Below are 23989 nucleotides of genomic sequence, written 5' to 3'. Positions count from 1 at the left end.
GGTCATTTGCGTCCTTCGGTGTTTCCAGCCTTGGCCGCGTCCAGGACTTCTGGATAGGGATAGTTGAAGCCCATTAACTGGCGGATATCGTCGCTGGCACCATCGACGAACGACTGCGGCAGGGCGGCGGGAATATCCTCCATCGGTTTGACCCACTTGGGTAGATATTGAATCAGGATCGCGCTGCGGTCGTGATCAGAATTGTTAGGCATCGCACAATGCCAGGTCACGCCGTAAAACAGTGCCACATCTCCCGGCTCACCCGTCATCTGGGCACAATTGTCGTAAAACTTGTCCTCTGGCGTCGGGTAACGCAGCTTTTTCTGACTGCCGGGATAGTATCCAGTGGCACCGCTTTCGGCGGTGAATGGATCAAGGATTATGGAAACCTGTGCATTCATCGGAAACGATCCATTAAAGCCAACGGGGTGCGTTTCAGGTTTGTGAAAGTCCCAATAAGGATAGTCCACATGCGGTTCCTGACCCGGCCCACCGGGCAATATCCGGTTCGCAGCAATCGAGCCCATGATGAACTCGGTCCCCAGAAATTTGCGCAAGATATCCATCAGAACAGGATGGGCGGCCATCTGCGAAAACACCTCGCCCTTGGCGAGCAGGTTCCAGACACGGCGTTGGAGGTTAATTTTGCCTTCTTGTTCAGCAGCACCCTGGAAGTGCGTAACTTTCTCCGCGTTCTGTTCGGAATGTTCCATAATGATGGCGCGGGCTTCGGCGATTTGCTCGGGCGTAAACAGTCCAGAGATTTTGACGGCTCCACCACCATTCAGCAACTCATCAACGATGACATCAGGATTTGCTGTCTTTGCTGTGAAACTCTTCATCAAACACCCTTTCGTTGTTTGTTGCGTGTTGCTTCGATCTCTTTGTGTTTTTCGGTGACATTGTGATTGTCAGACAGATGCGGCGTGCCGACTTCCCACCACGTGTGCCCTTGGGTCGTCCAACCCTCGTAAGCGTCAACTTTCATGACGATAACGCTGGTTTTGTCGGCGGCCTTGGCACGTTTGAATGCCTCGCCAAATTCGCCCGGATTTGCGACAGTTTCGGCATGTGCACCCATCGATGCCGCGTGCGCCTCAAAGTCGACGGCGAAGGCATCGGGCACCGTCGGACAATCCGCGATCAGGTTGTTAAAGCTCTCATTGCCCGTATTGTTTTGCAGCTTGTTGATCACGGCAAATCCACCATTGTCGAGCACACAGATGATCAGCTTGCGACGCGTCAAGACGGATGAATAGATGTCTGAATTCATCAGCAGATAGGAACCGTCGCCAGTGAACACGATGGTATCCTTGTCGGGTTCCCGTTCAAATTGGGCAATGCGCGCACCCCATCCACCGGCAATTTCATATCCCATGCAGGAAAAGCCAAATTCGACGTCGACCGTGCCAATGTCCTTGGTTTGCCAATGTGCTGTGACTTCGGCAGGCAGGCCACCAGCGGCGGCCACAACACGGTCACGCGGATCACACAAATCATTCGCCACGCGGATCGCTTGGGCATATGAATTGGGTCCATTGCCCGGTGCGGTGACCTTATCAGTGTAGGCAACCCATTTGGACCGCGCGTTTTGGGCAAATCCCGTCCAGTCGCTCGGCGTTTTGTAGCCGCTCAGCGCCTTACCCAGCGCCGTTAACCCAAGTTTGGCGTCCCCCACAACCGGCAGTGACAAATGCTTCATGGCATCATGCCGCCCGACGTTTAGCCCAATGATCCGCGCATCTTTGGCAAACGCTGTCCATGACCCGGTCGTGAAGTCCTGAAGCCGCGTGCCGACTGCCAAGATCACATCCGCTTTTTCGGCCACCGCATTGGCGCTGTCTGACCCGGTGACGCCCACAGGGCCGATGTTAAGCAAGTGATTTTGAGTAAGGTTCGCGCGGCCCGCGATCGTTTCGAGCACGGGAATATCATGCGCCTCTGCAAAGGCCGTCAGTTTCGCAACCGCCCCGGAATACTGAACACCGCCGCCTGCAATGATGACCGGGCGTTTTGCACCTGCCAACAGCTTCGCCGCATCAGCAACCTCAGACGCATCCGCCGGCTGGCGTCTGATCCGGTGAACGCGCTTTGCAAAGAAACTTTCAGGATAATCAAAGGTCCATCCCTGCACATCCTGCGGCAATCCGATAAAAGCAGGGCCGCAATCGGCAGGGTCCAGCATCGTTGCAAGTGCGGCAGGCAGCGATTGAAGGATTTGAGCGGGATGGGTGATGCGGTCCCAAAAGCGGCTCACGGATCTAAAGGCATCGTTCACCCCCAACGTCGGATTTCCGAAATGCTCAAGCTGTTGCAGCACTGGATCAGGCAACCGCGTCAGAAAGGTATCGCCGCACAACATCAACATTGGCAGACGGTTGGCGTGCGCCAGTGCTGCTGCGGTCAAAAGGTTCGCTGTACCGGGTCCTGCGCTGGCAGTGCAAAACATAAACCGCTGGCGCAACCATTGCTTTGCATAGCCCGCAGCTGCAAATCCCATACTCTGTTCATTCTGACCCCGATAAAGCGGCAGCGCATCGCGGGCATCATAAAGCGCCTCACCCAGACAGGTGACATTGCCGTGACCAAAAATGCCGAAACCACCACCGCAGACGCGCCACTCTTGGCCATCAACCTCAATATACTGGTTCGCCAGGAACCGGATGATCGCCTGTGCGGTCGTCAGTCGAATTGTGCTGTCGGTCATTGCTGATGAAATCCCATTTTTGGCCACCTTGAGCGATTGCAGCTTGCGTGTTTTCGAATCTGACGATACTTATTTTGCAACCGGTTGCAAACCTAAATTCATGGAAAGCGCAGTGCAATGACTGAAATAGGCATTGGTATTATTGGCGGCGGCTATATGGGCAAGGCCCACGCGGTTGCTATGTCAGCCGTCGGCCCGATGTTTGACACAACGCTGCGTCCCCGTCTTGAAATGGTCTGTGCCCGCAGCGCCAAAAGTGCTGAAATATACCGTAAAGCCTTTGGCTTTGCCCGTGCAACAGACAATTGGGAAACGCTTGTTGCCGACCCAAAGGTCGAAGCGATCATTATCGCATCCCCGCAAGGAACCCATCGCGCAATTGCCGAGGCCGCGTTCGCCCTGAACAAACCGGTGTTTTGCGAAAAACCCCTTGGCGCATCACTTGCCGACAGCAGAGCCATGGTGAAAGCCGCCGCTGGCCAGATTAGCATGACGGGTTTCAATTACATCCGAACGCCTGCCAGCCAATTCGCGCGGCAGCTGATTTCCGATGGCACGATTGGCGATGTTACGTGGTTTCGCGGTGAACACACCGAAGATTTCCTGGCGGATCCCCAATCGCCTGCCAACTGGCGCACCGAGGGGGATGCAAACGGCACAATGGGCGATCTCGCCCCCCATATGGTGAACGCGGCACTGGCCCTGATCGGACCGATCAAGTCCCTGATTGCCGAAGTTGAAACGGTACATGACAAGCGACCGGGAGGCAATGTGACCAACGACGACCACGGTCAGATGATGTGCCGATTTCATAACGGTGCCATGGGACAAATGTATTTTAGCAGGATCAGTCATGGGCGCAAAATGGGCTATGCCTACGAAATAACCGGGACCAAAGGTGCCATTCGGTTTGATCAAGAAGATCAAAACGCACTTTGGCTCTATTCGATGGACGAGCCTGAAAAAACCCGTGGTTTTCGCAAGATCCTGACCGGCCCCGCACACCCGGACTATGAGGCGTTTTGCCAAGGCCCTGGGCATGGCACAGGGTATCAAGACCAGATCATCATTGAAGCGCGGGATTTTCTGCGCGCGATTGAGACCAAATCCCAGGTTTGGCCAACATTTCAGGATGGCATGGACGTGAACCAAATTATCGCTGCTGCAATGGCGTCGTCCCGCAGTAAAACATGGATCGACGTGGCCAGCGTCTAACTCTGCGAAAGGCATCAAAATGACAATAAGAATCGGCAATGCCCCTTGTTCTTGGGGCATCGAATTTCCCAGCGATCCTTCATATCCATCCTGGCAGTCTGTTTTGGATCAATGTGCGGCTGCCGGATATACAGGGATTGAACTGGGGCCGATTGGCTATATGCCCGAGGACCCCAATGTGTTGGCCCCCGAGCTGAACGCACGCGGTTTGGAAATCATCGGTGGCGTTGTCTTTCGCGCCTTTCATGATCCGGCAAAGTGGGATGATGTGATGGACGCCTCTGTGCGCACGTGCAAAGCGTTGTCTGCTCACGGCGCGCAGCATCTTGTCTTAATCGACAGCATTTCACCGCGCCGCGCGCCCACCGCAGGCCGCGCGCGCGAGGCCGAACAGATGGACAAAGCCGAATGGACAGCATTCCGGGACCGCATCGCCACCATCGCCAGACTGGGTACTGACGACTACGGGCTGACCGTTGGCATTCACGCACATGCGGCGGGCTTTATGGATTTTGAACCTGAGCTTGAAAGACTGCTGGATGAAGTTGACGACAGAATTCTGAAAATCTGCTTTGACACCGGCCACCATTCTTATGCGGGCTATGATCCCGTCGCATTCATGGATCGGCACATGGATCGGATTTCGTACATGCACTTCAAAGATATTGACCCGGCCATAAAGGCGGATGTGGTGGAAAACCGCACCGATTTTTATTCGGCCTGCGGTCAGGGAATTTTCTGCAATCTTGGTCAGGGCGATGTGGATTTCCCAGCCGTGCGTCAACGGCTGCTGGATGCGAATTTTGAAGGATGGTGTACCGTCGAGCAGGATTGCGACCCGGCGCTGCCCGGCAGTCCTCTGGAAGATGCGCGGGCTAACCGCGAATACCTTCAGTCAATTGGTTTCTAAGGATAAATTCATATGAAAAAGCTGAAATGGGGTATGATCGGCGGCGGCGAAGGCAGCCAGATTGGACCTGCGCATAGATTGGGGGCGCAAGCGGATGGGCGTTTCGAATTTGTGGCAGGCGCGCTTGACCACCGCGCGGATGCGGGGCGGGCCTATGCCACGCGTTTGGGCATCGATCCTGATCGTGCCTATGGCGACTGGCGCGAGATGCTGGCAGGGGAAAGAAACCGTGCCGATCGTGTTGACCTTGTTACCGTGGCAACACCAAATGCCACTCATTTCGAAATCACCAAGGCATTCTTGGAGGCTGGTTTCAACGTCTTGTGTGAAAAACCCATGACGATGACGGTCGAACAGGGTGAAGATATCGTGCGTGTTGCCAAATCCGCCGGAAAGGTCTGTTCGGTAAATTATTGCTATTCTGCCTATCCAATGGTGCGTCAGGCGCGTGCGATGGTGCGGGCCGAGGAACTGGGGAAAATTAGGCTGGTTGTTACAAACTTCAGCCATGGCCATCATGGCGACGCAACGGACGCGGATAACCCGCGTGTACGCTGGCGGTATGATCCGGCAATGGCGGGCGTGTCCGGCCAGTTCGCGGATTGCGGCATCCACGCGATGCACATGGCAAGCTTTGTGTGCGATGACGAGGTCGAAAAACTATCCGCTGATTTTGCGTCCACCATCCCCTCCCGCGAGTTGGAAGATGACGCAATGGTCAACTTCCGCATGACCGGAGGCACAGTTGGTCGCCTGTGGACATCCTCAGTCGCGATTGGCCGCCAGCATGGGTTTGACATCCAGGTTTTCGGGGAAAGGGGCGGACTGCGTTGGGCGTCTGAACAGCCCAATCAGCTGGTCTATACACCTGTGGGCGGACGTACGCAGATCATCGAAAAGGGCGAAGCCGGGCTGCATGAAGATGCGCAGCGCCTGTCGCGCGTTTCAATTGCGCATCCAGAGGGTTTCCCATTGGCGGTCGCGAACATCTACTGCGATCTGGCGGATGTGATTTCGGGCGAGGTGCGCGATAGCCTGCCAAGTGCCGCTGATGGCGTCAGATCGATGGGGGCAGTTTATGCCGCTGTGGCGTCGGCACAGCAAAATGGCGCTTGGGTGGATGCCAGACCACCGATGTTTCGAACATAACCTAAGGGCCGGGCCGCAATGTGTTCCGCTCTATCACCCGACACGGAAAAAGCCGCGCTTCGGGATAGCGGTCGGGCTCGTCCAACATCGCTTCCATCAATTCAACCGAAGAGTTGATGATCTGTTTGATTGGTTGATGAATGGTCGTCAGCGAGATGTTTTCCCAACTCGACATTTCCATATCGTTCAAGCCAATCAGCCCAACATCCTTGGGCACGCTCAAACCGAGGTCCTTGACCGCGCTCAGAGATCCGATGGATAGAACATCATCACCGCAAAAATAGGCCTCGGCCAACTTGCCCTTTGCCAGGCGCATCATTTCGGCCCGTCCCGCTTGGAACGAATACTGTGTGGCGAACGAAAAACTGACGTTGATATCTGGATATTTTGAGACCTCTTCCAGAAATCCTTTGAGGCGATCCTGCGTCGAGGTCGCCTCTTCTGGCCCGCCCAGAAACGCGATGTTCTTGTATGCGCGGGCAATCAATTCGCGCGCGGCCATACGCCCCGCCTCGGCATTATCAATCCCCACCACATGAACTTCGGGGCTGCTGGAATACCGACCAAATGTATTTACGACAGGGATTCGCTTGTCTCGAAACGCTTTGGAAAATGCTGGTGGTAAGGTTGAGGACGCCACGACAACCCCATCAACTGAATATTGGCGCAGCATCTGTACTGATTGTTCAGGGTCGGTTTCGTTACTGAGGTTGACCAGCAACGGGCGCAGCCCTCTGTCCTGAAGCCCTCGTGTAAAGAGATCAAACACTTCCAGAAAGATAGGATTGTGAAAGTTGTTGCTGACCAAACCAATCAACTTGGTACGGCGTGTTGTCAGGCTGCGCGCAAGGAAATTGGGGCTGTAACCCAACTCATTCGCAGCTTTTTCCACTTTTCGACGCATCTTGTCGGACACCGAAGCGCCATCCGTAAAAGTGCGTGAAACAGCCGAGGTCGAAACCCCAGCTTTTAATGCCACATCCTTTAACGTTGCTGACATGCGGTCATCCTGTCGGTCAATGTTACCCGGGCCTGATTACAGCCTAATCCATGAGGTTGCAGTAAAATTCCATTCGATTCCTTTTGCAACCGGTTGCAAAAAATTCGAATCCATGGTTCCCTCCTGCTCAGAGACAGCTCAAGCCTGCTCTGTAAACAGCAAGTTTGCTTTTGGGAGGAAGAAAATATGAAATCTATTTTGAAGAAATTGATGCTGACAGCGGCGGTGGTCTTGTCACCACTTATGGCCTCTGCAGATGGCCATGGCGATGACCTGAAGTATGTTCTGGTCAGTCACGCCCCTGACAGCGACAGCTGGTGGAACACGATCAAGAATGGCATCGCACTTGCCGGCGAACAGATGGGCGTAACTGTCGAATATCGGAATCCGCCCACGGGTGATCTGGCTGATATGGCGCGCATCATCGAACAGGCCGCAGCGTCAAATCCGAATGGGATCATTACAACGCTGGCGGACTTTGACGTCTTGTCCGGCCCAATCAAATCTGCTGTCGACCAAGGCATCAATGTGATCATCATGAATTCCGGCACACCAGAGCAAACGCGCGAAGTTGGCGCATTGATGTTCGTTGGTCAGCCCGAATATGACGCCGGCTTTGCTGCGGGTCTGCGCGCCAAGGGCGATGGTGTCGGGTCTTTTGTTTGCGTCAACCATGTGATTTCGAACACAGTCGTCGCCGAACGCTGCCGTGGCTTTGCGGACGGTCTGGGGATTGAACTGGGATCATCCATGATCGATTCCGGCCAAGACCCTGCCGAAATCAAGAACCGTGTGATCGCTTATCTGACGGCAAACCCCGAAACGGACGCGATTTTGACGCTTGGTCCAACTTCTGCTGACCCGACCATTCTGGCGGTCAAAGAAATGGGTATCGCAGGCGACATCTATTTCGGGACATTTGACCTGGGAACAGAGATCGTGAACGGTATCAAAGATGGCACAATCAAGTGGGGCATTGACCAACAGCCGTTCCTGCAGGCCTACCTGCCGGTTGTCGTCCTGACCAACTATGACCGGTATGGCGTTCTGCCCGGCAACAACATCAACTCTGGCCCGGGCTTTGTGACAGCTGATGCTCTGGAAATGGTTGAAAAGTTTGCAGGCGAATTCCGCTAAAGCGATCTGAATCCGGGCGGCCCTGATAAACCATCAAGGCCGCCCTTTTTTCGAAATCACATCCGAATAAAGGTCAAGACGATGTCAGACGCCACCAACACAGATGAACGAATAAAGGAAATGTCGGGCCTGCGGCGCGCCTTGATCCGCCCCGAATTGGGCGGCATGGTCGGTACCGTTGCTGTCTTCACATTTTTCATTCTGTTCGCTTTCGACAGCGGGATGTTCAATGCGCAAGGTGTGATGAACTGGTCCATTGTATCCGCGCAATTCATGATCATCGCGGTGGGTGCGTGCCTTTTGATGATCGCTGGCGAATTTGATCTTTCCGTTGGTTCCATGATTGGATTTGCGGGCATGATGATCGCCATCTTTGGCGTGGTCATGGCGTGGCCGATGTGGCTTGCAATCATTGTGACTTTTGTCATCTGCATCGCGTTTGGCTGGCTGAACGGCTACATCGTGGTGAAAACTGGGCTACCCAGTTTTATCGTTACTCTGGCGACGCTTTTTATTCTGCGTGGTTTCACGATTTTTATTCCCCAGACAATCGAATCCAAAACCATTATCGGCGGCATTCGAGAAGCCGCTGAGGGCGATTGGCTGGCACCTCTGTTCGGTGCCAAGATCGGTGGCCCGTTCTTTCAGTGGCTGGGGGACATCGGCGTCATTGGTGTTTTTACCCGCGGCAACCGCGCAGGTGAACCGGTTGTTGATGGTATCCCGATGCTGATGATCTGGGCCATCGCATTGGTGATCTTTGGGCATGTGTTGTTGACCCGCACACGCTTTGGAAACTGGGTTTTCGCCGCCGGAGGTGACGCCCAGGCCGCGCGCTATGCGGGTGTTCCTGTGGACCGCGTCAAAATCAGAATGTTCATGTTCACAGCCTTTTGCGCGACCGTATTCGCGGTCTGCCAGGTAATGGAATTTGGATCAGCGGGGGCTGATCGCGGCCTGCTCAAGGAATTTGAGGCGATCATTGCGGTCGTCATCGGCGGCGCTTTGTTAACGGGTGGATACGGGTCGGTCATCGGCGCGGCCCTTGGCGCATTGATCTTTGGGGTCGTGCAACAGGGCCTGTTTTTCGCCAATGTAGAAAGCTCGCTTTTCCGGGTGTTTCTGGGTGTGATCCTTTTACTCGCGGTCATTCTGAACACCTATATTCGCCGATTGATCACAGGAGAGCGCTGATGGAACCGATCATTCAAATGCAAGACATCCAAAAGCACTTTGGCTCTGTCATCGCGCTCGCCGGTGTCACAATCGACTTCTACCCCGGAGAATGTCACTGCCTGCTGGGTGACAACGGTGCGGGGAAATCGACATTCATCAAGACCATGTCGGGCGTTCACAAACCCACTTCGGGTGAGATCAAGTTTGAAGGCAAACCCATGCACTTTGACGATCCGCGGGATTCCATTGCGGCCGGGATTGCCACGGTTTATCAGGATCTGGCGATGATTCCACTGATGTCAGTGAGCCGTAATTTCTTTATGGGAAACGAGCCGATCAAGAAAAAGTTCGGTTTGCGGTTCTTTGATCATGACCACGCCAACGCAACGACAATGACAGAAATGCGCGAAATGGGCATCAACCTGCGTGGTCCCGATCAGGCGGTTGGAACCCTTTCGGGCGGCGAACGTCAAACCGTTGCCATTGCGCGTGCAGTGCATTTTGGCGCAAAGGTTCTGATTCTTGACGAACCCACTTCTGCACTTGGCGTCAGGCAGACGGCCAATGTGCTTGCCACTGTCGACAAAGTTCGCAAACAGGGCATCTCAGTTGTGTTTATCACTCACAATGTTCGACACGCGATGGCTGTCGGTGATCGGTTCACTGTTCTCAATCGCGGCACAACCTATGGCACCGCCAGTAAGGGTGAAATAACGCCAGAGGAGTTGCAGGATATGATGGCTGGCGGGCAAGAGTTGGCTACGCTTGAGGGATCGCTTGGCGGTACCGTTTAGCGCCCTGCAATTATAGGTGGAACGCCCGCGGATGTCGGGTTAAGAAACGAGCGACGGAAGCGAACTCCTCGCTGATTGAGAACCGCCGCCGACCACACCGAAGGGACACGCAATGGAATTGAATGCAGATTTCCGCGAACGCGTGGTTGTTCATTCCGATCAGCTTGAATGGAACGCCTCGCCGATGCCCGGTGTCGACCGCCGCATGCTGGACCGCATCGGGGGTGAAGTTGCGCGTGCGACCAGCATCGTGCGCTATGCCCCCAACAGCAAATTCTCGGCACATACCCACACGGGTGGCGAAGAGTTCATCGTGCTTGATGGCGTGTTTCAGGACGAACACGGCGACTTTCCAGAAGGCACTTATGTGCGCAACCCGCCTACAACATCACACACCCCAGGTTCTGAACTTGGCTGCATAATCTTTGTGAAACTTTGGCAGTTCGACATGGATGATCGGAACCAGTTTCGCAAGGATATGGCTGCGGAATTGAAAGCGCCGATTGATGGCGTTGCAACTGCTGTCTTGCACAAAGACAGCCGCGAAACGGTCACTTACAGCCACCTAGACGCAGGCGCTTTATTGGTCAATGCGGATGCTGGTGGGATTGAGGTGCTGATCATCGCGGGCACTGTCAGCGTAGATGGGGATACACTTGGCAAGCATGCTTGGTTGCGCCTGCCAGAAGGTCAATCGCTGACCGCAGTGGCAGGTGAGGATGGCGCAAAAGTCTGGATGAAGACGGGCCACCTGCCCGATGCAAAACCGCCATCCATCTGATGGTGCCGTGTGGGCCATCAAACAGAAGGCCTTGGCGCACGATACCTCCGGCGATGCGTCCCCTCAGCCATGCAGGCGCAAGCTGTTGACCTATGGCTGCTGTCTTTAGAAATCACGCTCCGCACGGACACTGGTTCGTGTAATTCTATCTCAACGCTTTTGACCTCCATCCTCAAGAAATTATCTCGGTGTTCCCCAAACCCAAGAACAACTCAATGCATTGATACGCATCAATGAAGTTCGCGTTGATATGTGCAGTCTGGTGGTACAAATGGGCGGAGCATTGCCATGCAGAACAATACGCAAGAGGTCATCCGGCGTCTTCCAAGCGCAGCCTTGCTGGAGGGAGCGATCAGGGGCCGAGACGAATGCATTGAAATTCTTCAGGCTGGTTCGGTGCCCGCCCCCTGCCCAAATAATGGCCCTAAGTTTGCCGATCATATAAGAGCCTGGGGAAGGTGATGTGATGCGCAAAACATCCAACAAGTCAGGCATACCAACGGGCTTGCCCCCCCGGCGCCTGCGCGCGGAATGCGACCCCGGGACACTAGGCTTTACAACGACTGCCAAGCTCAAACCCGCGCCGGGACTCATTGGCCAGGATCGGGCCATCGGTGCGATTAAACTGTCCGCCGAAATCGCCTGCAAAGACTTCAATTTATATGTCTTGGGGCGCGAGGGTACGGGGCGTCATACGGTGGTTGATCAATTGCTATCAAAAGCCGCAGAAAGCCGCCCGAAACCTTGCGACTGGGTGTACGTCAACAATTTTGAGGCCCCGCATAAACCGAACGCGATGAAGCTGGACCCCGGCACCGCCGCCACGCTGAAATCAGCGATGCAGCGTTTGGTCGATGATCTTGCAATTGAAATTCCGGCATTGTTCGAATCCGAGGAATATCAGACCCAGCGGCGCGCCATTGAAGAAGAATTCGGGCAAAAGCACGAGGTGCCAATTGCCGAATTTGCAGAACGTGCACAGGCTGAGAATGTGGCGCTGTTGAGGACGCCGATGGGGTTCATGCTGTCGGCGATTGTTGATGGCAAGCCGATTAAGCCAGAGGTCTACGAAGCGCTGACGCCCGAACAACGGTCTGAGATCGATGCAAAAATCGAAGAACTGCAAGAACATCTAGCCAGCATTCTGAAAAATGGATCGCAGTTGGAAAAGGAGCACAGGCAGAAGGTAGAGGCGCTGCACGCGGAAATGGCCGAACGTGTTGTTTCTCTTAGGGTGCGTGAAGTCGAAGCTGAATTTTTGGATAATGCAAATATCGGCTCCTATCTGGAACAGGTGCGCACAGACATGGTGTCAAATGCCGATCTGTTTCTGGTGTCCAAAGGGGCGGGCAACACCGGCCCGTTTCCGGAAGTCATCCGCAAGTATCACAAAGATCCAATATTTAACCGATATGCCGTGAATATCATGGTTACTCATGACGCGGGTCCACGATCCGCACCAATTGTCAGGGAAGACCTGCCTTCGCTCAACAACCTGACCGGTCGGATCGAACATGTTTCTGAAATGGGAACTCTGGCCACCAATTTCACCCTGATCAAGCCGGGTGCATTGCACCGTGCGAATGGCGGCTATCTGGTTCTGGATGCCCAGCGCCTGTTGTCGGAACCCTATGCATGGGATGGTCTCAAACGTTGTTTGCAAAGCCATTCGATTTCGATCACATCGCTCGCGGATCGCCTTAGCCTGTCCTCTACCATTACGCTTGAACCTGATCCGATCCCGCTGGATGTCCGCGTGGTGCTGGTCGGCGATCGACGGCTTCACATGCTGCTGGTTCTTCTTGATCCCGAGTTTGGTCAGCTTTTCAAGATACAGGCTGATTTTGAGGACGACCTGCCCCGCACCGCCAAAAACACGCGCGCACTGGCAAGAATTGTGGCCGGACATGCAAACAGTCAAGGTTTGAGGCCAATGACGGCCGCGGCCGTCGCGGCGCTGCTTGATCACGCCGTACGGCTTGCCGACGACGCCAAGAAGCTCACGCTTGAACTGGGCGCATTGGCAGATGTTATGCGCGAAGCCGATTTTTATGCAGCGCAGCAAAAACGTAGCTTGATTGCAGACAGCGACATCAAACAGGTGATCCAACAGGCAACGCTCAGATCGTCGCGCATCAAGGAGCGCATGCAGGAAGCCATCACACGCGAAATAGTTCTGATCGATACAAGTGGCCGTGCGGTCGGTCAGGTTAATGGCCTCTCGGTTGTCGGAATTGGTACGCACCATTTTGGCCGTCCTTCACGGATTACGGCGCACGCGCGTATGGGCGCGGGCAAATTGATTGATATTGAACGCGAGGTAGAGCTTGGCGGCCCTCTGCATTCAAAGGGTGTGCTCATTCTGAGCAGCTATCTTGCCACCCGATTTGCGCTGGATGTCCCGATGTCTTTGCATGCAAGCCTGGTCTTTGAACAAAGCTATGGCGGTATTGACGGTGACAGTGCGTCATCGGCTGAACTTTATGCGTTGCTGTCGGCCCTGTCAGGTGTTCCGATCCGTCAGGCGTTCGCCGTTACCGGGTCAGTGAACCAGAACGGAGAGGTGCAGGCGATTGGCGGCGTAAACGAAAAGATTGAAGGGTTCTATGACGTATGTCATGCGCGCGGATTAACCGGCAAACAGGGGGTTCTCATTCCAGCATCAAATGTCGATCATCTTATGCTGCGTCGTGATGTCGTCGACGCTGCCAAGGCCGGCACATTCCGGGTCATTCCGATCAAGACGATTGATCAGGGCATAGAAGTGCTGACGGGGACGTCCGCTGGAAAACGTGGACGCAGCGGTGAATTCCCTCCTGACAGCATCAATGGTCTGGTCGAAGCACAGTTGCGCAGCTTTGCCGAAAACCGCCGCCGTTTTGCGGCTCGGGATCACAAGCAACCTGACAGGGGGGCGGACTGATGGCAGAAACACCTCGTCCGGGCCTGCGCATTCTCGTCGGTGCAGGCTCTTTTGCTGACGCCGCCGCGGCGCTGCGTGTTGTCGCGCAATTGCCCAATGCGTTCCAAGCCGGACTTGGTGGCATTTTGATTGAAGAGGTCGACACACTTGCCTCATGCCAAATACCAAATCAACGCATCGTGCTGGTCAGCGGCGCAACAAGTCTGGCACCCACTCACTCGCAGATGCGCACACTTCTAAAAGCGGATGCGCGGGCGTTTCAGAGGTCTTTGGCACACACCGCGGGTCCAACAGGCGCTGATTGGGTTTTTGCACAAGACAGGGGCGAGCTTGTCGGTACGGCACTTCGTGCTGCCACAGGTTGGGACATTCTTGTGATTGGATACCGCCAGGTCCACAAGATACCGGGAAAAATTGTCGTTCTCGAAGCAACCCATCATCCAAGTGACGCCGTGAGAGAGGCGTCCAATCGCCTGGCACAACAATTATCAGCAGATCGAATGGTATTTTCAGTCGATAAAGGCGTCGACCGGCCAACTGCAAAGCGGCATCCAGAAGTGTTTCAGTTTAAGACTTTTGATGACGCGCTAAAGGCCCTCACACGCACAAATGCGCAAGCCGTGCTTGTGGATCTGACACAAGGACCCATTCACAATCTGGATGATCTTGCGCGACTTCTTGAAGTCGCCCGCTGCCCTCTGCTGGTGTTTGGCATGTCCGGAATGAACGCAATGCTCGAACACAGCACACATATTCCGCCCCTCGCCGATATGGCAGGTCGCAATGGTGGTTCATAAGTTCTAAAACCGCGTGCACTTTGCGGATGCAAGCGCAACTCCGACCCTGAGACGCGCCATCACCCTTCCGCTTTTGATCTTTTACGGGCTGGGCATCGCAATTGGTGCCGGTACAATTGTGCTTGTCGGCACAACCGCCGCTCGGGCATGACAAAAAGCTCCATCGTCATTTCTGTTGGCCGCTCTCGTCAGGTTGCTTGGCTCAGGCAGCATTGCCGAATTGTCAGACCCCTTTCAGCGAAGCGTTGGAGAAACGGCGTTTGTCGAGGCTGCGTTTAAGGTACCTTCGCTGACGGTCAGCACCGGAACTTTAATGATTTCTGCAGCAGTTATTTTGACCTCAGCAATCGCTATGGGGTGCACGGGCCAATTTCCAACAAACGTGTCGTTGCCGTTTTGGTTCTTCCTGGTAATGATCATTCTATTCACCCGATTGATTGCGGTCTGGGGGATTGTCGGGAAAGTCAGATTTGCGGGGAAATGGCACCAACCCGAACTCATTGGTGATCTGCCAACTGTTTTGCAGTCATTCAAGGATGCTCCTGCTCTGATTGCGATTGCGTTGACCAGCTTGCTGGTTTCTTCCGCCTTCATCAGGCTGGTCACGTGTGTTGCGACCCTGGTCGGTCCCACCCTTTTTATGAACTAAGACTGTCATTTGCGCCGATTTGACAACGATCAATGCGCACACAGATCATCGTTTTAAGCTGCCTGAAGTATATGGAAAGGCAACCACCAATGGCAGCGCAGCTTATTGAAACCAGCCCGATTGCGGAGAACGTCTTTGTCGCGGAAAAGCTGAGAGAAGTCGCCGACCTGCTTGACCAACAGGCCGCTGCGCAATTTCGCGTGAGGGCCTATCGAGAGGCCGCAAACTATGTCGCAACACTGCCTGATCCGATCCGCACTGTCTATCAAATACAGGGCGGACGCGGGCTGGAGGATCTTCCGACAATCGGCGTGTCTATCGCCGCCGCTATTGCCGAGTTGCTTGATACCGGTGCCTTGGGCGTTCTGGACCGGTTACGTGGGTCTTTAGACCCCGAAAAACTGTTTCAGACCGTCCCAATGATTGGCCCGACACTTGCACGCGCAATCCATGATGAGCTGCATATTGACACGTTGGAAGCTCTGGAAGCCGCGGCCGTCGATGGTCGACTGAAATCAGTCAAGGGAATGGGCCAGCGGCGTGTCGACAGCATCCGCCATTCCCTGAATGATCTGCTGGCGCGACGGCGACCATCGGGACCAAGAAAGGGAACTGCAGAGCCGTCCATTGCCGATATTCTGGCTGTGGATCAGGAATACCGCAGCGCGGCGGATGCCCTACCTGCCATCAAGCCGCGCCGCTTTAACGAAACCGGGAATCGCCGCATCCCCATATTGCACACCGAGCGCGGCCAATGGCAGTTCACCGCGCTCTATTCCAACTCGGCTTCGGCGCATCAGTACGGAAGAACCCGTGACTGGGTCGTCATCTATTTTGAACGCGACGGCCATGCCGAAGGTCAGGCCACCGTCATCACGCAACACGGTGGCGCATTAGACGGGCGGCGCATTGTGCGCGGGCGGGAAAAATTCTGCGCGGAATTCTACGGAGTTTAAGCCTCGCCTCAAGCGCTGGCGCACGCCGGATAGGGTATGGCTGCGAAAATAATTGGTTCCTGATTCAAGTGATAAGCATGACAAGTCAGAGGTCTCTAGTGCTCACAGTGTCTGCGTTAGTTTATCGGTGCTCGCTTTTTTAGGGCCTCATACCCGATTATCACATCAAGAAGCTCGGTGGTTATTTCGGATTGCCGCACAGCGCGCGTATCTGACTTCAATTCTTCCAGCCTGTCGTCGACCGATTGTTCCGCCTGCTGCATCAGCGCAAGCCGCGCTGCATTCTCAGTCACCATCGCTTCTGCAGCAGCCCGGAAAATGCTGGCAAACAGATGGCCCCTGACCAGTGCCCTCAAAAGATCGTCTTGCGGCATTGAAAAGTATGGCAGGCTGCGCGAGACCCAGGGCTTTGACCCGAGATCCCGTACAAGTGCGCTATCAAGAGGCAGCAAGGGCATTAATTCAGGGGCCTGCATTCCGCCATCCTTGCGCGCGAAATAAGCAAGCGAGACGGCGATGTCACGCGGGTGACTGCGACGCTGCAAATCGTCCAGTTTCTGGGTCAGAAGGTTTGCCAGACGTCCTATCCCGTCGACGGATGCTGGCGGAAAGAACGCTTTTTCCACGCTAATGCCATTGCCCGCCAGCGCATCCGTCATTTGCGCTCCAACACAAAGAACGGTCGTTGCCTTGTCACTGCTTGTATAAATGTATTGCGCAACATGCGTGGCAAGTGCCTCATTATAGTTGCCGCACAAACCATGATCCGATCCGAATACGACCACCACCCGCTGAGCCACGGCCGCAGTCGCACGATCCAACGGCCCTGATTGCGACAGCAGGGCATGCAAGCCGTCCAGCACCGTGTGATGATAGGCTTCGATAGCGCGGGCCGCGTGCTCATAGGGCGCAGAATTGATTGCCGATAAGGTTTTCATTGTGTGAACAACGCTGCGAATGCCCTGCATACTGGTTGTGCGCCGTGACAGCGCCTCAAGCGTCTGCGCCATTTTGCCCTCCCATTGTTTCACGGACTTGCTTTCCAAGTGCGACGACCCGGGCGCGGACGTTGTCGTCAAAGGGCTCGTTCCGCCTGATCAATTCGGCAATATCTTCCAGATCACGTGCAGCAGCGGTTCTGAGGGAGACCATGGTCGCAAGGGTGTCAGCCTCGCTCAACCCATCGAATTGGCCGTCCATCGCGGCAACCAGAACGGTCAGCTGTTCGATGGCGGGGGTTGGGTCGCGTTCGGTCTGTCGTAACGAGGCCCGGACCGCGGCACCCCGTGTCAGTCGGGCGCGTGTTGCGTCGTCCAGCCGTGTACCAAAACGGGCAAAATCCTCCAGCTCTTCAAATTGTGACAGGGTCACGCGTAGATTTCCGGCCACGGATCGAAACGCCTTGCTTTGTGCCTTGCCGCCAACCCTTGAGACTGACACCCCCAGATCGACAGCAGGAAACTGATTTTTGCGCACAAGGCGTGGCGACAGATATATCTGACCATCGGTTATCGAAATGAGATTGGTCGGAATATACGCGGACAGGTTTTCCGCCTGCGTTTCGACAACCGGCAGAACCGTGATCGACCCACCGCCAGCGGATTCCGTGAACTGGCCCGCACGCTCCAATAAACGCGCGTGGATGTGAAAAATATCGCCAGGAAAAGCCTCCCGCCCCGGCGGACGGCGCAGCAATAGCGACAATTCCCGGTAAGATCGGGCGTGGTGGGTCAGATCGTCAAGCACAACCAGCACATCGCGACCCTGACCTGAGAAATACTCCGAAATGGTCAGCGCGGCATAGGGCGCGATATAGGCAAGCCCTGTCGCATCTTCATCGCTGGCCGATATGATGACAGATCGCGCCATCATACCGCCCTCGCGGATCGCACCGATCACCTTGGCAACCGCGTCGCCGCGTTGCCCGATGGCACAATAGATGCAGATTATGTCGGTGCTTTTCTGGTTCAAGATCGCATCGACCGCCAATGATGTTTTGCCGGTCTGCCTGTCCCCGATCACCAGTTGCCGCTGCCCGAGGCCAATTGGCACTGCGGCATCTACGGTTTTGATGCCTGTCGCCAGAGGCCGAGTAATGGCCTGTCGATCAAGGATCTTCGGTGCCTCGGCTTCAACAGGGCGCGAGGCCTCTGCCTTGATCGCGCCTTTGCCGTCTTGTGGTTCACCAAGTGCATCCACAACCCGCCCCAAAAGTGCAGGGCCAACCTTGGTGCTGACCACAGAGCGCGTCCGTAGAACGCTTGAGCCCACCGCAACACGATCAGACGGTCCCAATAGAACAACGTCCAGACGTCCCGGTTCAAGATCAAGCACGATGCCTTGCACGCCTCTCTCAAAGCGCAGCACTTCGTCCGACAAGGCCCGTTCCAGCCCCGTTACAATGGCAATTCCGTCAGCCAACTCGGCAACCTGCCCGATTTCACTGAGCGTTGGCGAAGGGGCCGGACTGTCCAGAAGAACCTTCAAGAGGGCCTCAGGACCGGCACCCTGTTTGATGGTGTCACTGCTCACGAGGCTGCACTTTCAACTCGGAACCTCCGGCGAGCCGCTTGCCAATCAGCGATTCAAGTTCATCAATGTAAGAGTCCACAGTCCAAGCCAACTGCGCCCCACCCATGCGAAGCACCACACCCGGCGCTTGATCTACATCCGTGGCGAATTCCACTGAAACATCAGGGAACACAGCCTTCAGTTCGGTAGCAAAGCCATCTTGCGCCGATTTCGGCAACGGCTCATGACTTGTCATCACAGCAACAATCACCTCACCGGCCGCATGTTGCAGATCTGCCGCCATCGGTTTGATTTGCTGAACAAGGTGCCGCGCCATCCGTTCTTCCAGCGTTTCATCCGACAGATCAATGAGCGCCTTGCGCGTGAGTGACAGTAACGCACCGGCCCCGGCATGATGCATCTTGGTGGCATATTGACGGGCTTCTTCGTCCAGATGCGCCTGCAAGCTGACATGTTCCTGTTCCATCCGCTGGCGCGCTTCGGCCAACAGTGCATCGCGCTTTTCCTCGGCGGTTTTGCGGATCGTTTCAGACATCTCGGACTGCGCAACTTGCAGAGCCCGCTTCTTTTCGCGGTACTCTGCTTCGATTGCCGCTGCCTGATCCTTGGCCTCGACAGCCTCTTGCATCCTATTGGTGATCTCAGCCTCTCTTGCGTCAATACCGTCCAGAATCGGGCGGTAGAGAAACCGCTTCAAGAGCCAGACCAGAACCAGAAAGTTGGCGATCTGTGCAGCAACAGTGATCCAGTCGATGGACATGGCTCAGCCACCTGCCGCTTTTGCCGCAGCCACAGCCGTGTTCCAGAAAGGATTTGCAAAAATCAGGATCATGGCAACGACAAAACAATAGATCGCTGTCGACTCGATCATGGCGAGGCTCACAAACAGGGTCCGCGAGATATTCGAGGCGGCGTCGGGCTGCTGGGCAATCGCGCTCAGTGCCGTCGCGGCGGCGCGTCCTTCGCCGAGCGCTGGACCGATAGCGCCGAATGAGACGGTCAGTCCCGCTGTGAAAATGGAGATGGCGGCGATGATTCCAAGGTCTGTCATGGCGTGTCCTTTTCGGGCTGGGAAGGGGTCGGCGCACCGGTAGCGCTGGAGATGTAGACCGTCGCTAAAATCGCGAAGATATAGGCCTGAATGATCCCGGTCAGAAGGCCAAGCACATCCATCACCACCGGGAAAAAGAATGGTGCCACGCTAAGCAGGATCGCCGCAATCACGGCACCGCTCATGATGTTCCCGTAAAGCCGGATGGCAAGTGAGATACCACGCGAAAACTCTGCAATGATATTGAAGGGAAGCATGACGAAAGACGGTTCCAGATAGGTCTTGAGATACCCACCAAGACCTCGGCTGATCACACCAAAGAGCGGGACCGCAATGAGAACTGAAATCGCCAGTGCTGTTGTCGTCGACAGGGATGATGTGGGCGGATCAAAGCCCGGAATAACCAAAAGCAGATTTGAGACGGCGATGAACAGAAACAACGTCCCTGCGAAATACAACAGGTAGCGTGACGGGCCGGGGGCGATTTCCTGAATCTGTCCTTGGATGCCTTGCACAATCACTTCGAGCATTGTGCGCCATCGGTTTGGCGGTACATCCGGCTGCAGTTTGCGGGTAATGACCATTGAAGCGACCGTCAGCAGCGCCATCACGACCCAGGTGAAAAAGATGGTCGCGTTGATGGGATATCCCCATACGTCGAATATGATCGTTTGATCGGGCGACAGATTCACGGCGCGCCTCCGGCAGGTGCGCCTGTGCCTACAAAGGTCGTGGCGATGAAACGCGCGAAAAAGAACGCGGTTGCGTACCCAAGAGCGGCCCATAGCCCGCCCAGCCCTACGACGATCCAACCAACCCCAAGCAAGCCAGAGATCCGCAAAGCTGCGCTGAGTGCCAGAATTTTGATCGGGTTTCGGGCCTTTAGGGCAAGCCGCATCCCAAAAGCCAGCCCGATGAAAAAGGCGGCCCCCATAATGCTGCCGACCGCAAGGCCAAGCATCATGGTTAACCAGTCAATGTGTATCATCGTTCGCCTCCTTCTTTGTTGATCCACGCAGCGGCAATGAACGCGCCCAGGACGACGCCGCCTAGGATCAAAGCGATGGTCCAGGAAAAACTCTGTGGGGCCACACGATCCAGCCAAAGGCCGAGAAATGCTCCGCCGACCGTAGGCACCGCGACGGACCAACCGATCATGCCGAATGTACCGATGCCGCGCAGCGGGCTTGGCGACGGATGATCGCGTGTGGATTTCATTCGCCTGGCCTGGCGGGCGATTTCTTCGGTGGCTTTGTCGGGTTTCGGTGTCATTGCCACGACCTTTGCAATTCGGCGAACCGCCGGACCATATTGGCTTCAAGTCGCGACAGGGCGGATCGGGCCTGACGCTCCTCTTCATCCATTTGGACGAAACTTGCCTCAACAGTTTCTCGCAGATTGCCCAGATCATCACCACGGACTCCGCGCAGGGTGGCAACAGAAACCTTTTGTCCTTTCTTGACCAGCAGACCTTCGTCGATGCCAAAAATTTCTTCAGACCCGTCGACTAGGCGCAGCGTCATGACCGACGGGACCAGTACAGTGACGAAATCCACATGATTGGGCCAGATGCCGAATGCGCCGTTCTGTCCCATCGCTGTCAGGCGTGTTGCCTGTCCCTCAAATAGCGTGTGGGTTGGCAGGCGCAGCGTAACTTTCATGTCAGGTGCCATACTCATGGGTTGGCCTCTAGATCATCAAGGCCACCAATCATGTAATAGGCGCTCTCAGGGCGATCGAATTGCGTCTGCGCGAGGATGGTCTCGCAACCGGTCAGCGTGTCCTCGATCGCCACCCGCTTGCCGTCCATTCCGCTGAACGACCCCGTCGTGAAAAAGGGCTGCGTCAGAAACCGCTCCAGCCGCCGCGCCCGCGCCACAGTGGCGCGATCGGCCGACGACAATTCCTCAAGTCCGAGCATGGCGATGATGTCGCGCAATTCTTCGTATTCGGCCAGCGTCCGGCGCACGGCGCGCGCAATGTCGTAATGCCGCTGTCCCACGACCGAAGGCGTCAACATCACCGATGCAGACGCGAGTGGATCAACCGCTGGATAGAGCCCCTCACTTGCCCGTTTGCGCGACAGGACCACGGAGGCGGACAGATGCGAAAAGATATGCGCCGCTGCCGGGTCGGTAAAATCGTCGGCGGGCACGTAGACCGCCTGAATGGATGTGATGGCACCGCGGATTGTGGATGTTATGCGTTCCTCAAGTGCCGCCAGTTCTGTGGCCAGCGTCGGCTGATAGCCAACACGTGACGGCATCCGCCCCATCAGGCCCGACACCTCGGACCCGGCCTGGACGAACCGAAAGATGTTGTCGATCAGCAGCAAGACGTCTTGCCCTTTGTCGTCGCGGAAATATTCGGCCATCGTCAGCGCAGTGTTGCCCACCAGAAATCGCACGCCCGGGGCCTCGTTCATCTGGCCGAAAAGCATCACTGTTTTCTCTCGCACGCCTGCCACACCCATTTCGCGGTACAATTCCTCGGCTTCGCGTGAGCGTTCGCCGATGCCACAAAACAGGCTCACGCCCTTGTGGCGCTCTACGGTGTTATTGATCAATTCGGTGATCAGAACGGTCTTGCCCACGCCCGCCCCGCCGAACAATCCGGTTTTACCGCCCCGTTCGATGGGAGAGAGCAGATCAATGGCCTTGATTCCAGTTTCGAGGATCTGGGAATGCAGCACACGGTCGCTGAGCTTGGGTGGAGATTGATGGATCGATCGGTATTCGGTTGCCATCGGGGCCGGACGATCATCAATCGGCGCGCCGAAGACGTCCAGCATTCGGCCCAAAACAGCGTCTCCAACCGGAACGTGGATCGGCCCCCCTGTCGCCCGCACTGTCATGCCAAGGCCAAGCCCACGCACCGGTGCCATGGCAATGGCCCGGACCATACCGTTGCCGATCAACCCGGCCACTTCCAGCGCGATCTTGCCCACATAAAGCAAGTCATGGATGCTCGGAACTGGCCCATCAAACTTTACATCAACAACGCCACCACGAATGGCCGCGATGCGGCCATCGGTCATTGAGTCGGGATTCAAAGGGGTCTTAAGTGCCATCCGTTTGCCTCAGTTTTTCTGGGACACGCAGGTGCCCGCCGTGCCATCAAGGATTGCCAGCGCATCTGTCAGCCGGCCAATGCCGGAAACGCCGCCACGATCCGCAAGATCGCATGCAGCCGCCAGTTTGGGGCCCATCGACCCCGCCGGCACATCAAGCGCACGGCCCTCATTTGGTGTCAGATGGCGGAGCGGAATGGCGGCGTCAGTTCCAAAGCCTTGGTAGACAGCATCCACATCCGTCAACAGTAACAAGGCGTCCGCGCCGATATCGGCAGCCAAAAGCGCACTGGCAGCATCTTTGTCGACCACTGCCTCGACCCCGATCAGGCTGCCGTCAGCGCGGCGTATCACCGGGATCCCACCGCCGCCTGCGCAGATTACGATCACGCCCTGATCAAGCAGCATTCGCACCACCCGCAAATCAGGGATTTCGACCGGTTCGGGTGACGCAACGACGCGTCGCCAGCATGCACCATCCTGTGCGATGGTCCAGTCCGCTGCCTTGGCCCGCGCCTCCGCTTCGTCCTTGGTGTAAGTTGGGCCCACGAATTTGGTCGGCGTGCCAAAAGCGATGTCGTGAGCATCCACAATCACCTGCGTCAAAAGTGTAGCAACCGCGTGATCGTGACCAAGCGCATTTTCCAGTTCCTGTTCGATTAGGTAACCGATCATCCCTTCGGTTTCGGCCCCCAGCACATCCAGAGGGTAGGCTTCAGCTTGGCTATAGGCAGCGCCCTGCGACGCCAGTAACCCCACCTGCGGGCCATTGCCGTGGGTGACGATTAACTGATGACCGGCCTGCACAATCTGCGCCAGCGACTGCGCCGCCGTTTTGACATTGGCCCGTTGCGTTTCTGCGGTCAGAGGCTGCCCCCTTTGCAAAAGTACGTTTCCACCGACAGCAGCGACAACCAACATCTCACGCCCCCGATGTGGCGAAAAGAACCACCGTGATTGTGTGCATCCGGTCATGCGCCCGACTACAAAAGATCGAGACGCCCGTTTGTGCTATGGATATGGTCAAATCTTTTGGCATTGGCCTTCTCCTTCGGTCCACAGGTGACACCTGCGTTCCAATTCGGTCTTTGAACTGTTCGGCCCAAAGTCACAGGGTCGGACCGACAAGATCTGCTTAAACT

At 55.8% G+C, this 23989-nt stretch carries 24 protein-coding genes; 11 read left to right on the top strand and 13 right to left on the bottom strand.

What is annotated here, in order from left to right:
- Nucleotides 1-2 precede the first annotated feature (2 nt).
- Together ACEWL3_RS02815 and iolD are read right to left on the bottom strand one after the other, a co-directional pair.
- Nucleotides 3-842 carry a phytanoyl-CoA dioxygenase family protein gene (locus ACEWL3_RS02815; RefSeq protein ID WP_386177511.1) on the bottom strand — a complete coding sequence of 280 codons (840 nt, stop codon included), beginning with the start codon at nucleotides 840-842 and terminating at the stop codon, nucleotides 3-5.
- Entirely contained in the window at nucleotides 842-2707 is a 1866-nt protein-coding gene (iolD, locus tag ACEWL3_RS02810; protein WP_386177510.1) for a 3D-(3,5/4)-trihydroxycyclohexane-1,2-dione acylhydrolase (decyclizing), read from the bottom strand. The genes ACEWL3_RS02815 and iolD overlap by 1 nt, the downstream gene beginning before the upstream one ends.
- Before the next feature lie 117 nt (nucleotides 2708-2824).
- Between iolD and ACEWL3_RS02805 the strand changes: the two genes are divergently transcribed.
- Genes ACEWL3_RS02805 through ACEWL3_RS02795 form a run of 3 tightly spaced genes read left to right on the top strand, consistent with a single transcriptional unit; the run spans nucleotide 2825 to nucleotide 5981 of the window.
- Nucleotides 2825-3922 carry a Gfo/Idh/MocA family protein gene (locus ACEWL3_RS02805; RefSeq protein WP_386177509.1) on the top strand — a complete coding sequence of 366 codons (1098 nt, stop codon included), beginning with the start codon at nucleotides 2825-2827 and terminating at the stop codon, nucleotides 3920-3922.
- A 19-nt stretch (nucleotides 3923-3941) separates the two neighbouring features.
- Complete coding sequence (locus ACEWL3_RS02800; protein ID WP_386177508.1) at nucleotides 3942-4832, top strand: sugar phosphate isomerase/epimerase family protein; 891 nt, start codon at nucleotides 3942-3944, stop codon at nucleotides 4830-4832.
- Between the two features lie 12 nt (nucleotides 4833-4844).
- Entirely contained in the window at nucleotides 4845-5981 is a 1137-nt protein-coding gene (locus ACEWL3_RS02795) for a Gfo/Idh/MocA family protein (RefSeq protein WP_386177507.1), read from the top strand.
- A 1-nt stretch (nucleotide 5982) separates the two neighbouring features.
- On the opposite strand, the gene ACEWL3_RS02790 is transcribed toward ACEWL3_RS02795, so the two are convergent.
- On the bottom strand, nucleotides 5983-6981 hold the full coding sequence (locus ACEWL3_RS02790) for a LacI family DNA-binding transcriptional regulator (protein ID WP_386177506.1): 999 nt from the start codon (nucleotides 6979-6981) through the stop codon (nucleotides 5983-5985).
- Nucleotides 6982-7167: 186 nt separating this feature from the next.
- Here ACEWL3_RS02790 and ACEWL3_RS02785 point away from each other — a divergent pair, with 186 nt between their 5' ends.
- From ACEWL3_RS02785 to ACEWL3_RS02750, 8 genes are all read left to right on the top strand, one after another.
- The gene (locus tag ACEWL3_RS02785) at nucleotides 7168-8118 is read left to right on the top strand and encodes a sugar ABC transporter substrate-binding protein (protein ID WP_386177505.1); all 951 of its coding nucleotides are present in this window, start codon (nucleotides 7168-7170) and stop codon (nucleotides 8116-8118) included.
- 81 nt (nucleotides 8119-8199) lie between these two features.
- Nucleotides 8200-9312, top strand: coding sequence for an ABC transporter permease (locus ACEWL3_RS02780; RefSeq protein ID WP_386177504.1), 1113 nt, complete (start codon nucleotides 8200-8202; stop codon nucleotides 9310-9312).
- The gene (locus ACEWL3_RS02775; RefSeq protein ID WP_386177503.1) at nucleotides 9312-10088 is read left to right on the top strand and encodes an ATP-binding cassette domain-containing protein; all 777 of its coding nucleotides are present in this window, start codon (nucleotides 9312-9314) and stop codon (nucleotides 10086-10088) included. The genes ACEWL3_RS02780 and ACEWL3_RS02775 overlap by 1 nt, the downstream gene beginning before the upstream one ends.
- A 112-nt stretch (nucleotides 10089-10200) precedes the next feature.
- Nucleotides 10201-10869 (top strand): cupin domain-containing protein, encoded by a 669-nt coding sequence (locus ACEWL3_RS02770; protein WP_386177502.1) that lies wholly within the window; start codon nucleotides 10201-10203, stop codon nucleotides 10867-10869.
- 466 nt (nucleotides 10870-11335) lie between these two features.
- Nucleotides 11336-13792: a Lon protease family protein gene (locus tag ACEWL3_RS02765; RefSeq protein ID WP_386177501.1), complete on the top strand. Its 2457-nt coding sequence runs from the start codon at nucleotides 11336-11338 to the stop codon at nucleotides 13790-13792.
- Nucleotides 13792-14589, top strand: coding sequence for a hypothetical protein (locus ACEWL3_RS02760; protein WP_386177500.1), 798 nt, complete (start codon nucleotides 13792-13794; stop codon nucleotides 14587-14589). Before ACEWL3_RS02765 ends, ACEWL3_RS02760 begins: the two co-directional genes overlap by 1 nt.
- Before the next feature lie 220 nt (nucleotides 14590-14809).
- Nucleotides 14810-15238 carry a hypothetical protein gene (locus ACEWL3_RS02755; RefSeq protein ID WP_435000492.1) on the top strand — a complete coding sequence of 143 codons (429 nt, stop codon included), beginning with the start codon at nucleotides 14810-14812 and terminating at the stop codon, nucleotides 15236-15238.
- Nucleotides 15239-15270: 32 nt separating this feature from the next.
- Nucleotides 15271-16194, top strand: a complete 924-nt coding sequence (locus tag ACEWL3_RS02750; RefSeq protein WP_435000491.1) for a helix-hairpin-helix domain-containing protein — start codon at nucleotides 15271-15273, stop codon at nucleotides 16192-16194.
- Nucleotides 16195-16310: 116 nt separating this feature from the next.
- On the opposite strand, the gene ACEWL3_RS02745 is transcribed toward ACEWL3_RS02750, so the two are convergent.
- The 10 genes from ACEWL3_RS02745 to ACEWL3_RS02700 are packed head-to-tail and all read right to left on the bottom strand — an operon-like array spanning nucleotide 16311 to nucleotide 23822.
- Nucleotides 16311-17204, bottom strand: coding sequence for a F0F1 ATP synthase subunit gamma (locus tag ACEWL3_RS02745; protein ID WP_386177497.1), 894 nt, complete (start codon nucleotides 17202-17204; stop codon nucleotides 16311-16313).
- The gene (locus tag ACEWL3_RS02740; RefSeq protein WP_386177496.1) at nucleotides 17188-18726 is read right to left on the bottom strand and encodes a F0F1 ATP synthase subunit alpha; all 1539 of its coding nucleotides are present in this window, start codon (nucleotides 18724-18726) and stop codon (nucleotides 17188-17190) included. Before ACEWL3_RS02740 ends, ACEWL3_RS02745 begins: the two co-directional genes overlap by 17 nt.
- A complete protein-coding gene (locus tag ACEWL3_RS02735; protein ID WP_386177495.1) occupies nucleotides 18716-19486 on the bottom strand; it encodes a F0F1 ATP synthase subunit B family protein in 771 nt (256 codons plus the stop codon). Before ACEWL3_RS02735 ends, ACEWL3_RS02740 begins: the two co-directional genes overlap by 11 nt.
- Before the next feature lie 3 nt (nucleotides 19487-19489).
- The gene (locus ACEWL3_RS02730) at nucleotides 19490-19777 is read right to left on the bottom strand and encodes a F0F1 ATP synthase subunit C (protein WP_386177494.1); all 288 of its coding nucleotides are present in this window, start codon (nucleotides 19775-19777) and stop codon (nucleotides 19490-19492) included.
- Nucleotides 19774-20469 (bottom strand): F0F1 ATP synthase subunit A, encoded by a 696-nt coding sequence (locus ACEWL3_RS02725; RefSeq protein WP_386177493.1) that lies wholly within the window; start codon nucleotides 20467-20469, stop codon nucleotides 19774-19776. The genes ACEWL3_RS02730 and ACEWL3_RS02725 overlap by 4 nt, the downstream gene beginning before the upstream one ends.
- A complete protein-coding gene (locus ACEWL3_RS02720) occupies nucleotides 20466-20765 on the bottom strand; it encodes an ATP synthase subunit AtpR (RefSeq protein WP_386177492.1) in 300 nt (99 codons plus the stop codon). The genes ACEWL3_RS02725 and ACEWL3_RS02720 overlap by 4 nt, the downstream gene beginning before the upstream one ends.
- On the bottom strand, nucleotides 20762-21049 hold the full coding sequence (locus ACEWL3_RS02715; RefSeq protein ID WP_386177491.1) for an AtpZ/AtpI family protein: 288 nt from the start codon (nucleotides 21047-21049) through the stop codon (nucleotides 20762-20764). Before ACEWL3_RS02715 ends, ACEWL3_RS02720 begins: the two co-directional genes overlap by 4 nt.
- Nucleotides 21046-21456 (bottom strand): ATPase, encoded by a 411-nt coding sequence (locus ACEWL3_RS02710; protein WP_386177490.1) that lies wholly within the window; start codon nucleotides 21454-21456, stop codon nucleotides 21046-21048. Before ACEWL3_RS02710 ends, ACEWL3_RS02715 begins: the two co-directional genes overlap by 4 nt.
- Nucleotides 21453-22847 carry a F0F1 ATP synthase subunit beta gene (atpD, locus tag ACEWL3_RS02705; RefSeq protein ID WP_435000490.1) on the bottom strand — a complete coding sequence of 465 codons (1395 nt, stop codon included), beginning with the start codon at nucleotides 22845-22847 and terminating at the stop codon, nucleotides 21453-21455. Before atpD ends, ACEWL3_RS02710 begins: the two co-directional genes overlap by 4 nt.
- Nucleotides 22848-22856: 9 nt before the next feature.
- Nucleotides 22857-23822, bottom strand: coding sequence for a carbamate kinase (locus tag ACEWL3_RS02700; RefSeq protein ID WP_435000489.1), 966 nt, complete (start codon nucleotides 23820-23822; stop codon nucleotides 22857-22859).
- Nucleotides 23823-23989 lie beyond the last annotated feature (167 nt).

Source organism: Sulfitobacter sediminivivens (assembly GCF_042611115.2).
Classification (GTDB): Bacteria; Pseudomonadota; Alphaproteobacteria; order Rhodobacterales; family Rhodobacteraceae; genus Sulfitobacter; species Sulfitobacter sediminivivens.
Note: the sequence above shows the minus strand (reverse complement) of the source record. Positions and strands in the feature narration are given on the sequence as shown.